Origin of the sequence: Vibrio splendidus 12E03, from assembly GCF_000272105.2 — a bacterium.
Taxonomy (GTDB): Bacteria; Pseudomonadota; Gammaproteobacteria; order Enterobacterales; family Vibrionaceae; genus Vibrio; species Vibrio splendidus_I.
Genome location: NZ_AJZD02000119.1, coordinates 22,468 through 33,835, shown reverse-complemented (window position 1 = coordinate 33,835; position 11,368 = coordinate 22,468). Strand labels below are relative to the sequence as shown.

General features: G+C 44.9%; 11 protein-coding genes and 1 other RNA gene. 9 read left to right on the top strand and 3 right to left on the bottom strand.

The window, feature by feature from the left end; genetic code table 11:
• Nucleotides 1-412: 412 nt before the first annotated feature.
• From A142_RS09555 to A142_RS09545, 3 genes are all read left to right on the top strand, one after another.
• Nucleotides 413-1,489 (top strand): efflux RND transporter periplasmic adaptor subunit, encoded by a 1,077-nt coding sequence (locus A142_RS09555; protein ID WP_139137168.1) that lies wholly within the window; start codon nt 413-415, stop codon nt 1,487-1,489.
• On the top strand, nt 1,489-4,602 hold the full coding sequence (gene vexH, locus A142_RS09550) for a vibriobactin export RND transporter permease subunit VexH (protein WP_019820404.1): 3,114 nt from the start codon (nt 1,489-1,491) through the stop codon (nt 4,600-4,602). The genes A142_RS09555 and vexH overlap by 1 nt, the downstream gene beginning before the upstream one ends.
• Before the next feature lie 124 nt (nt 4,603-4,726).
• Nucleotides 4,727-5,047, top strand: coding sequence for a DUF1244 domain-containing protein (locus tag A142_RS09545; protein WP_019820403.1), 321 nt, complete (start codon nt 4,727-4,729; stop codon nt 5,045-5,047).
• 90 nt (nt 5,048-5,137) lie between these two features.
• Here A142_RS09545 and A142_RS09540 read toward each other — a convergent pair whose 3' ends face one another.
• On the bottom strand, nt 5,138-6,205 hold the full coding sequence (locus tag A142_RS09540; RefSeq protein WP_019820402.1) for a PLP-dependent cysteine synthase family protein: 1,068 nt from the start codon (nt 6,203-6,205) through the stop codon (nt 5,138-5,140).
• A 129-nt stretch (nt 6,206-6,334) separates the two neighbouring features.
• Here A142_RS09540 and A142_RS09535 point away from each other — a divergent pair, with 129 nt between their 5' ends.
• Nucleotides 6,335-6,808: an Lrp/AsnC family transcriptional regulator gene (locus tag A142_RS09535; protein WP_017062025.1), complete on the top strand. Its 474-nt coding sequence runs from the start codon at nt 6,335-6,337 to the stop codon at nt 6,806-6,808.
• A 90-nt stretch (nt 6,809-6,898) separates the two neighbouring features.
• The gene (locus A142_RS09530) at nt 6,899-7,564 is read left to right on the top strand and encodes a hypothetical protein (RefSeq protein WP_019820401.1); all 666 of its coding nucleotides are present in this window, start codon (nt 6,899-6,901) and stop codon (nt 7,562-7,564) included.
• 120 nt (nt 7,565-7,684) lie between these two features.
• Here the strand turns inward: A142_RS09530 and tesB are convergent, their stop codons facing one another.
• Nucleotides 7,685-8,545, bottom strand: a complete 861-nt coding sequence (gene tesB / locus A142_RS09525; protein ID WP_029405291.1) for an acyl-CoA thioesterase II — start codon at nt 8,543-8,545, stop codon at nt 7,685-7,687.
• 168 nt (nt 8,546-8,713) lie between these two features.
• Between tesB and A142_RS09520 the strand changes: the two genes are divergently transcribed.
• Nucleotides 8,714-9,154 (top strand): YbaY family lipoprotein, encoded by a 441-nt coding sequence (locus A142_RS09520; protein WP_029405290.1) that lies wholly within the window; start codon nt 8,714-8,716, stop codon nt 9,152-9,154.
• Nucleotides 9,155-9,213: 59 nt separating this feature from the next.
• On the opposite strand, the gene A142_RS09515 is transcribed toward A142_RS09520, so the two are convergent.
• Nucleotides 9,214-9,516, bottom strand: a complete 303-nt coding sequence (locus tag A142_RS09515; protein WP_017631048.1) for an MGMT family protein — start codon at nt 9,514-9,516, stop codon at nt 9,214-9,216.
• A 51-nt stretch (nt 9,517-9,567) separates the two neighbouring features.
• Between A142_RS09515 and A142_RS09510 the strand changes: the two genes are divergently transcribed.
• The 3 genes from A142_RS09510 to A142_RS09500 all read left to right on the top strand — a co-directional run bounded on the left by A142_RS09510 (nt 9,568) and on the right by A142_RS09500 (nt 11,366).
• Complete coding sequence (locus tag A142_RS09510; protein WP_019820396.1) at nt 9,568-10,311, top strand: hypothetical protein; 744 nt, start codon at nt 9,568-9,570, stop codon at nt 10,309-10,311.
• A 196-nt stretch (nt 10,312-10,507) separates the two neighbouring features.
• Nucleotides 10,508-10,604, top strand: an RNA gene (gene ffs / locus A142_RS09505) — signal recognition particle sRNA small type.
• Between the two features lie 138 nt (nt 10,605-10,742).
• The gene (locus A142_RS09500; RefSeq protein ID WP_019820394.1) at nt 10,743-11,366 is read left to right on the top strand and encodes a TnsA endonuclease N-terminal domain-containing protein; all 624 of its coding nucleotides are present in this window, start codon (nt 10,743-10,745) and stop codon (nt 11,364-11,366) included.
• The last annotated feature ends 2 nt before the right edge of the window (nt 11,367-11,368 follow it).

Below are 11,368 nucleotides of genomic sequence, written 5' to 3'. Positions count from 1 at the left end.
TTTGGCCACTCGGGAACCCCTCCAGGGTGTTTTTTCCTAACTCATAATGGATAGGCTAAAGAGATGTTTTTCCCAACGCATCTCTCAAGTGCGGAGCGCATCATAGCAAACACGCTAAACCTGTAAAGGGTTTTTCTTATGGTTTTGTGTTAAATGCTGCCTTTTTGGGCAAAGATGGCGAAAAGTACGCATATTGCTCGTGAAGTGAACATCTGTACTAAGGTTTACGTACTGATAGATAACACCTTGAGGTGACTGGCTTTCTGTATTGTGTTCAATGTGTCTAAAACATGATGAAACGTAAATGGAATTTAATCTAGATTTACACTTCTTGACGTTACAGTATTCATTAGTTGATAGAATACGGTTAATTTCATTTATAGATAATAAATCTTACTTGCAGACCATTATTATGAAGCATAAATCTGTTTTAACCCTGCTTAGCTTGTCTATTCTTATGGCGTCTCCAGCCGTACTTGCAAAGCGTATGGGCCCTAGCTCTGTCACTGTTGTTACTGAGCAGGTTGATATTCACCAAGTTAGCCAATCTCTTTCGTTGGTCGGTAAGTTAGAAGCCGAGCAATCGGTAATGATCACTTCTGAAGTGGCTGGCAGAGTTGATTCTATCAACATTAAAGCCAATCAAGATGTCACCAAAGGGCAGATGTTGGTTCAATTAGATGACGACAAAGCAAAAGCAGCAGTTGCAGAAGCGCAAGCGTATTTAAAAGACGAGAAACGTAAGCTGGCGGAATTTCAACGCCTAGTGAAACGTAACGCGATCACGCAAACAGAAATTGACGCTCAGAAAACGAACGTAGAGATTGCCAACGCTCGTTTAGCTGCTGCAAATGCCAATCTTAAAGATCTTCACATCAGCGCGCCATTCTCGGGCACTGTTGGTTTTATCGACTTTAGCCGCGGTAAAATGGTAACAGCAGGTACTGAACTCGTGACCTTAGATGACCTATCGGTAATGCAATTAGATCTGCAGATCCCGGAGCGCTACCTTTCTAAACTGTCTAAAGGTATGAAAGTAACGGCTCGCACCAGTGCATGGGGCGACACTCAGTTCTCTGGTACTGTAGTAGGCATTGATTCTCGTATTAACGCTGAAACCTTGAACCTTCGAGTTCGAATCCACTTCGACAACAATAATGATTATCTAAAGCCAGGCATGTTAGTGGCAGCGGATATGGACTTCCCACCAGTTGAAGCGCCAATCATTCCAGTTCAAGCGCTTGAGTATTCAGGTACGAAGCGTTTCGTTTATGTTATCGACGAAGATAATAAAGCAACTCGCACAGAAGTTTTCCTTGGGGCTCGTATTGATAACGAAGTCGTGATCGACAAAGGCATCGAAATTGGTCAGAAGATCGTGGTGCAAGGTATCGTGAACATGCGTGACGGCGTCTTGGTTCAAGAGCTTACCGTTAATCGCCCGGCTGATGCAGCAAGCGATAAAAAAGCACAAGAAGGCGCTAACTAATGTTGTTATCTGATGTTTCTGTAAAGAGACCAGTAGCGGCCGTCGTATTGAGCCTACTATTGGTTGTGTTTGGTATTGTTTCTTTCAATAAGCTCGCAGTTCGTGAGATGCCAGATATTGAAAGCCCGGTGGTATCGATCAGTACTCGTTATGAGGGGGCGTCTGCCACCATCATTGAAAGCCAAATAACCTCCAATCTTGAAGACCAGTTATCCGGCATCAGTGGTATCGATGAGATCGAATCCACAACACGTAACGGTATGTCGCGTATCACGATTACTTTTGAGCTTGGTTACGACCTCAACACCGGTGTGAGTGATGTTCGTGATGCTGTAGCTCGTGCGCAGCGTTCATTGCCCGATGAAGCCGACGACCCAATTGTTTACAAGAACAATGGTAGTGGTGAAGCTTCGGTCTACATCAACTTAAGCTCGACAGAGATGGACCGAACGCAGTTAACCGACTACACCGAACGTGTGTTGATTGACCGCTTTAGTTTGATCTCGGGCGTGAGCTCGGTGGATATCTCAGGTGGCTTGTACAAAGTAATGTACGTGAAGCTGAAACCTGCGCAGATGGCGGGTCGTGGCGTGACGACCTCGGACATCACTTCTGCACTGAACAATGAGAACATTGAAAGCCCAGGTGGTGAAGTACGTAACGATGCGATTGTGATGTCGGTTCGTACCGCTCGTTCTTACACTGAAGCGGAAGATTTCGAATACCTAGTCGTTAAACGTGCCTCTGATAACACACCTATCTACTTAAAAGACGTAGCGGATGTTTACATTGGCGCAGAAAACGAGAACTCGACCTTTAAGAGTGACGGCGTTGTTAACGTAAGTATGGGTATTGTGCCTCAGTCAGATGCAAACCCACTTGAGGTGGCTGACTTAGTCCATAAAGAAGTCGAAGCAATTCAAAAGTTCTTGCCAGATGGGACCCGTTTGGCGGTCGACTATGACTCAACTGTGTTTATCGACCGTTCGATCTCAGAGGTTTACAGCACGCTCTTTATCACGGGTGGCTTGGTTATCCTTGTGCTTTATATCTTTATTGGTCAAGCACGTGCAACACTTATTCCTGCGGTAACCGTACCTGTATCTCTGATCTCGTCGTTTATTGCCGCGTACTACTTCGGTTTCTCTATCAACCTGATTACCCTGATGGCACTTATCCTGTCGATTGGTTTGGTGGTCGATGATGCGATCGTGGTGGTAGAGAACATTTTCCACCACATTGAACGTGGTGAGTCACCACTGCTTGCTGCCTATAAAGGTACTCGTGAAGTTGGCTTTGCGGTAATCGCGACAACGCTTGTATTGGTAATGGTATTCCTACCAATCTCGTTCATGGACGGCATGGTTGGCTTGTTGTTTACCGAGTTTTCTGTATTGCTCGCGATGTCGGTGATCTTCTCGTCGCTAGTCGCATTAACGTTAACGCCAGTGTTAGGCAGTAAAATCCTAAAAGCGAACGTTAAACCAAACCGTTTCAACCTGTTTGTCGAGCGCGTATTTGGCAAACTTGAGTCTGGATACCGCGCGGTATTGCGCCGTGCTCTAAACTGGCGTTGGGCTGCTCCAATCATCATTATCGCGTGTATGGGCGGTAGCTATGGCTTGATGCAACAAGTGCCGTCGCAACTGACGCCACAAGAAGACCGTGGTGTTATCTTTGCGTTTGTTCGTGGTGCCGATGCAACCAGTTACAACCGTATGTCTGCCAACATGGACATCGTTGAAGAGCGTCTAATGCCATTGCTTGGTCAAGGCTTCTTGAAGTCATTCAGTATTCAATCACCAGCGTTCGGTGGTAATGCGGGCGACCAAACGGGCTTCGTCATCATGATCCTAGAAGATTGGGATGAGCGTGACGTTACAGCACAAGAAGCGTTGAACGAAGTTCGTAAATCGTTGAATGGCATTCCAGATGTGCGTGTATTCCCGTTCATGCCGGGCTTCAAAGGTGGTTCAAGTGAGCCTGTTCAATTCGTACTTGGCGGTTCTGATTACTCTGAACTTCAGAAGTGGGCAGAGATCTTAAAGCAAGCGGCTGAAGATTCTCCAATGATGGAAGGCGCGGACATCGATTACTCTGAGAAAACACCAGAGCTATTGGTAACCGTAGATAAGCAGCGTGCAGCAGAGCTAGGTGTTAGCGTTTCAGATATTTCAGATACGCTAGAAATCATGCTTGGCGGCCGCAGTGAAACGACCTTCGTTGATCGTGGTGAAGAGTACGACGTGTATCTGCGTGGTGATGAAAACAGCTTTAACAACGCCAACGATCTAAGCCAAATCTACATGCGAACTCAGTCTGGTGAGTTGGTTACACTCGATACGTTGACGCACATTGAAGAAGTGGCTTCATCGATTCGTTTATCGCACTATAACAAGCAGAAATCGGTGACCATCAAGGCGAACCTAATGGAAGGTTACACGCTGGGTGACGCGCTCGATTTCCTTGATGAACAAGCGATTGAACAGCTACCGGGTGATATTTCAGTGAGCTACTCTGGCGAGTCAAAAGACTTCAAAGAGAACCAATCAAGTATCTTAGTGGTATTTGCGCTAGCGATGCTGGTCGCGTACTTGGTACTGGCCGCGCAGTTTGAAAGCTTCATTAACCCACTGGTGGTGATGTTCACCGTACCTATGGGTATCTTTGGTGGCTTCTTAGGCTTGGTGCTGATGAGTCAAGGCCTCAACGTATACAGCCAGATTGGTATGATCATGTTGATCGGTATGGTAACCAAAAACGGTATCTTGATCGTTGAGTTTGCTAACCAACTTCGTGACCGTGGTATCGAGTTTGAAAAGGCGATCATTGATGCGTCGGCTCGACGCTTACGTCCAATTATGATGACAGCATTCACGACGCTAGCTGGTGCAATCCCATTGATTACTTCAACGGGCGCAGGCTATGAAAGCCGAGTGGCTGTGGGTACGGTTATCTTCTTCGGTATGGGTTTTGCGACACTGGTAACTCTGTTCGTTATCCCTGCGATGTACCGACTGATTTCTGGCTCAACTCGTTCTCCGGGTCACGTGGAAGCGGAGCTTAATAAAGAGCTTAGCCATGACAACGTGGGAAGAACCAGTCACGGTTAATGAACATGGAATAGTGTAACAATATTGAAAAGCCTGCGTTTGCTCCTAGCGAATAGCAGGCTTTTTTTGTATAACAAACAGAGCTCAACGAATTAATACAATAAATCGAATAAAGGAAAGTAAAGTGGCTGAATTTAAATACAAAGATCTTTCTCAAGAAGAACAAGATAAGCTAGATGCAGCAACCTTTCGTCGTCTGCTAGCACACTTAGACAATAATAAGGATGTGCAGAACATCGACCTTATGATCTTGGCGGGCTTCTGCCGTAACTGTTTCAGCAAGTGGTATAAAGCGGAAGCTGAGCAACAAGGCCTAGGCTTGGATATCGATGACGCTCGTGAGCGCGTATATGGCATGACTTACGATGAGTGGAAACAAAACCACCAACCAAAAGCGACACCTGAGCAACTAGCGGCGTTTGAAGCGAAGCAGAAGCCAGAATAATTTGTTCTCGCTAGAAATTGATGAATAGAACAAACCAAAAAAGAGCCCATCAGGGCTCTTTTTATTTTTGCGTCGCTGTTTGTTCTGTGGTTAAGCCAGTTCACCCGTTTGCGAGAAAGCTTCTAGCTTCGCCGCATAAGGTTGTAGGTCACCGATATTCAGGTTTACCCACTCGTCATTGAAGTAAGTGTCTAGGTAACGCTCACCGCTGTCACATAGCAAAGTCACGATAGAGCCTGTTTCGCCACGCGCTTTCATTTCACTGGCTAGCTGAAGCACACCGTACATGTTAGTACCGGTTGATGCGCCGACCTTGCGACCAAGAATGTCAGATAACCAATGTGTCGTTGCGATACTTGCTGCATCTGGAATTTTACGCATTTCGTCAACCACACCAGGAATGAAGCTTGGTTCTGCTCGTGGGCGACCAATGCCTTCAATCTTGCTGAATGTACTGCCTTTCACGTTCGCATTGCCGGTTTGGAAGTATTCGTGGAATACAGAGTTTTCAGGGTCGACAACACAAAGCTTGGTTTCATGCTGTTGGTAGCGAATGAAACGGCCAATCGTCGCTGAAGTACCGCCAGTACCTGGGCTCATTACTACCCAAGCTGGAACTGGGTGATCTTCCATCTGCATTTGATTGAAAATCGAGTTCGCGATGTTGTTGTTACCACGCCAGTCGGTTGCGCGCTCAGCGTAAGTAAATTGATCCATGTAGTGACCATTCAATTCTTCTGCTAAACGGCGAGACTCATCGTAAATTTCATCTGAGCGGTCAACAAGATGCGCTTGGCCGCCGTAGAATTCTATCTGCTCAATCTTCTTCTTAGCTGTGCATTTTGGCATTACCGCAATAAACGGCAGGCCAAGTAGGCGAGCAAAGTACGCTTCAGATACCGCAGTACTGCCCGATGAAGATTCAATAATTGTTGTTTCTGGGCCAACCCAACCGTTACAGATAGCGTATAAGAACAGAGAACGAGCTAAACGGTGCTTTAAAGAGCCTGTAGGGTGTGTGCTTTCATCTTTAAGGTAAACATCAATGCCTTCGATACTTGGTAGATCGAGCTTGATAAGGTGCGTATCCGCTGAGCGTTGGTAGTCCGCTTCAATTTTACGAATCGCGTTGTTAATCCATTGATGGTCAGTGCACATAAGCGTTCTCCTGATCGAGTGTAGGAATTCTTTGTAATTGGTATGGTTCTAATTTATCCATAATCGGAGAGAAAAACTTTGCCATATTTGCTTTGTTTTGCTTAAATTGTAGAAAATTATTCTCTTTAAATGCGATTTGGTGAAAGTGTGATAGATGCCGTAGATAAAAAAATATTAGGGTTACTGCAAGAAGACAGCACCCTGTCATTGAACGATATTTCTGAAGCGGTCAATCTCACTACAACGCCTTGTTGGAAAAGGCTTAAGCGCCTCGAAGAGAACGGTATTATTGAGAAAAGAGTCGCACTGCTGAACCCGGAAAAACTGGATCTTTCCTTTACCGCGTTCGTATTAGTGAAAACCAGTGATCATTCTCATGAGTGGTATGGTCGTTTTGTGAATACTGTGTCGGAATTTCCAGAAGTGATGGAGTTCTATCGCATGGCTGGCGAATATGATTATATGATGAAGGTTCAGGTTAAAGATATGAAGTGCTTTGATGATTTCTATAAGCGCTTGGTGAATAGTATTGATGGTATTTCTAATGTGACCTCTACGTTTGCGATGGAACCATTGAAGTACACGACAGCACTGCCGCTTTAAGCTACGCCTAGTAATACACTAACTATCGTCTCAGTTTAGATATCTTCTCAGTTTAGTTCTCGCCTCTACGATAAAAGAAAAGGATTATTCATGTTTGCAAAAGTATCTACCGCGATCCAGCTGGTATTGGCGGTCGCCATTTTTTACTTGGGTTACACCATCTACTCGTTTACCAATAAAGTCGGTGAAATCGTTGATACTTACCCGCAAGTTATCGAAGATCTATCAGTATTGACTAAAGGTCTTAAAGTTGAAGAGTGGCTAGAATTTGCAGCTCATGTTGACGAGCTAGCCCCTCGAGTTTTAGATACTGTCGAAGAAGTGAGAAAGACGATCGATGACGTGAATCAAACCGTAGTGTCGGTCGATAATAAAATTCCTGCGATCTTAGATGAAGTCAAAAATGTTCGAACGGAAGTTGAGCAGGTAAGAACTGATGTTATTCCACCGACATTAACTGAGTTAAAACGATATCGCGTCGACGTAATGCCACCTATGCTTGCGGAAAGTAAGTCTTACCGTGAACAGACTATTCCTGTCATCGTCACTGAATCTGAAATGCTACGAGCGGAAGTTCCAGGTATTTTGGCACAAGCTAATTTGTTAGCTGATAAGAGTAAAGAGCTCGCTCAGGGAGCCGCAGAAGGGGCGGTGAAAGGCGTAGTATTATCGCCATTTAATTTACTTAGAGACGCTGGCGATGGCATCAAAACACGAGTGCAAGGTGAATTCGAGCCTACGCTAGAAGCTGAGTAGAGCTTATGGATTCGAAGTAATGATTTAACGTTAGATTTAAAAAGAGAGGCTAGGTATTGAATCTAGCCTCTCTTTTTTGTTTGCTTGTGCCTGTTTTGGTTTGTAAAAAGCGTTTATTCGTTATTTAGTAAAACGCATCACACCTTCTTGAACGGCAGTTGCTACTAATTCACCTTTCTGATTAAAGATTTCGCCGCGAACTAGACCGCGAGTGTTTGCCGCCGTCGGGCTTTCAATCGCATAAAGTAACCACTCATCCATTTTGAACGGGCGGTGGAACCAGATTGAATGGTCAATCGTCGCGACTTGGAAGTTTGGCGTCATGATTGATACTTCATGCGGGTGAAGCGCTGTAACTAAGAACCCCCAATCCGATGCGTAAGCAAGCAGATATTGGTGAATAAGCTGGTTATCTGGCAGCGCACCATTCGCTCTCACCCAAAGGTACTGCTTTGCTTCTGTCTTTTTAGGCTTTAGCGGGTTAACAACCGTTACTGGGCGCATCTCAATCGGCTTTTCGCCACAGAAAGTCTTACGTAGCTTCTCTGGTAGAAATTCCGCAATGTGGCTCGCTAGCTCAGTTTCAGAGGCAAAGTTCTCTGGCCCAGGGATGTTTGGCATTTCATTTTGGTGTTCAAAACCTGGAGCGTCACCATGGTAAGAAGCTGTGAGATAGAAAATAGGGCGGCCATTTTGAATCGCTTTAACACGGCGTGTGCTGAAGCTGCGTCCATCTCTTAGGTTCTCAACATCGTAAATAATTGGCTTTTCAGGATCGCCGGGAAACAGAAAATAACTGTGGAACGAGTGAACACTGCGGTCATCTTGAACAGTATAACGAGCAGCAGAAAGCGCTTGTCCCAATACCTGACCGCCGTAAACTTGTGGCAGGCCCAGGTTCTCACTTTGCCCACGGAATAAACCTTCTTCCAGTTTCTCTAGCTGAAGTAAACTTAGTAATTCTTGTAAAGGTTGACTCATCGCCAGCATTCCTCTTCGTAAAATGGATGTCAGATTATGGTGTTAATCATTAAGATTAGTCAGATATCTGTCAATAAATCATAGGGTTTCAAGACAGAATATGAAAGCTCTCTTATAATTGGTGGGTAGATTTGCCGAGTCCGGCAAACATGTTGAGAGAAATTGAATATGAAAAAGGCTCTAATTCTTATTACGTCTTTAGTATCGTTTGGCCTACTTGTTGGCTGCCAAGCAACATCAGAAACGAACGCTTCTCAGGAAGTGGCTGCAGAGAACACTCAAGTGATTTCAGGAACAGTAAGCTATCGCGAAAGAATTGCATTGCCAGAGAATGCAGTGGTTACCGTAACGCTAGAAGATATTTCACTGGCTGACGCACCATCTACTGTTATCGCAACTCAAGAATTCACCACTGACGGTAAGCAAGTACCGTTCGCATTCGAGCTGAGCTACGACAACAACAACATTCAACCTAACCACCGTTACAACATGCGCGCATCGATTCATGTTGACGGCAAACTGCGTTTCATAACTGACACGATTAAGTCAGTGATTACAGACGTAGAAAACACGCAACAGGCAGATCTGCGCTTGGTTGGTGTTCGTTAATTAGAAATGGATGCCACAGTTAAGGCATCTTAATTAACGTCTTTCGATAGATGGCAGCTCTAGGGCTGCCATTTGTATATTCTGAGCTTGACCTTTCCTGCGTCACTCACTTCAATCCCTTCTTCAACCAGATGCTTCTTTTGACGATCGAACGAATCCCCCTTCAAAGAGATCTCGCCTTTGCTGTTGATCACACGATACCAAGGCAGTTTGCTTCCTTCTGGTAAATTCCCCAGCGCTTTTCCTACATGCCGCGCATAGCCCGGAAATCCTGAAAAACGTGCTATGTCTCCATAAGTTGTTACTTTCCCATATGGAATTTGGTGAATCACAGCAAAGATTTGGCTCAAAAATTGGTCCATACTAAATGTTCCTAGTTCATTAATACCACGGATCGGTAGAAGGAGAGAGCTATGGTTTTTTCGACATTTCAATTTCTAATTACAACATTATTAGCCGTTGTTTGCGCTAGAGCAATCAGTTTAAGTGAAGGGGACATCCCAGTGCTTGCTATGGTCATTCCTGCATTATGGATTCTGCCGCAGGGGGGGATAGCAGGATTAGCTTTGCTTGTTTCCATGACGACTTACGGCTTAACGCTGCCCCTACAACCCATCACGCTCTCTGTGAGTGCGTGGGTTCTATTCCCGCTATTGATGGTGGTCTTCTCAAGACGCAGTAGTTTGTCGGTCGTGATTATTTCCGGCCTGATTGTGACTACTTTGCAGGTCGGGATCATGGTCACGCAATCCGCAGGCAAGCTTGAAGGCGTCCCGTGGGTTACCACACTTCAAACCTTATCAATTATCGTGATTTGGTGGGCGGCAAATCATCTTAAGCCTGCTAGCCGACACAGCTGGTGGTCACTAGGCTTAATACTTCCATTATGGATAGCCGACTTACCTTATGCTGCTTTGTTGGCCTTGTGTATAACGGGTATCATGGCATCGATGGAAACGCTGACGCGCTTAAAAACTTTCCGTTGGAACAAGCTCTTGTGTTGGACTCTGCCCACGGTTGGTTTTGCGGCTCTGGTGATCACGCCAAGCATTGAAGTGCCAAGTCCGGTGTTTGTGGTGTGGTTATGCCTATTGGGTACCGCGTGGATGACAGACTACATCATTCGCACAGAAGATAACGAAGACATCGATATCTAGTATTAGAGTAATTCAAACCTTCTAAAGGCAGGTAAATGGTGAATTTACCTGCGATTTTCTAGTGGTTTGAATAAAGGATAAGCACTTAGACCGCAATTGTTCAAAAATAGGGTGGAAGGGCTTGCAATGGTTGCTGTGATGCTTAATAATCCAATCACTCTTTGAGGCAAGCCTCTTAGAAAACGAATCTATGGGGGCCTGGTCCTCCCGCAACAATAGCTCGTGAACTCGGTCAGGCCTGGAAGGGAGCAGCCGCAGCGAGTGACTTGTGTGCCGGGATGTGGCTGGGTTCCCACCCCTTATGAAGCCTGCAATATATGTTCGCATAAATTGCAGGCTTTCTTCATTTCTGCATCATAAGTCTTCATATTTGCACCATAAGTCTTCATAGTCTATTTTTTGTTGTAGGTTTACAACAAAAGTGATTTGCTATGTTCGACCAAACCAAGAAATCATCTCACGTACACAACATCTGTAAGTTCATGAGCTTGAAGAATGATGCTGTTGTTCGCACTCTCTCCATTTTGGAGTTCGATTTCTGCTTTCACCTCGAATATAACGCAAACATTAAAAGTTTTACCTCTCAACCTTTTGGCTTCCACTATCAGTTCAATAGTCGTAAGTGCCGATATACCCCAGATTTTTTAGTAACAGATCACAACGAGCAGTCAACCCTCTTCGAAGTAAAACACTCTAGTCAGATTCTCAAACCTGATTTCAGGAATAGATTTGAAGAGAAACAAAGAGTTGCGTTGAATGAGTTCAACAGACGCTTAGTTTTGGTTACTGAGAAACAAATTAGAATGGGACCGACGTTAGATAACTTTAAGTTACTGCATCGTTATTCCGGATTGCGAACTGTGACTGAGTTTCAAAAGTTAGTGTTAGCGTTTATTCAACGTAAACAAATGGTGCAGCTACAAGAGGTGTCTTTGTATTTCGGATTATCGGAACAGGACACACTTATCTCTACTCTTCCTTGGATCTCTTCGGGGCAAGTTCAAACAGACGTCAACAATATTGGCTTTGGCCTCGAAACTTACGTTTGGTGCTAACT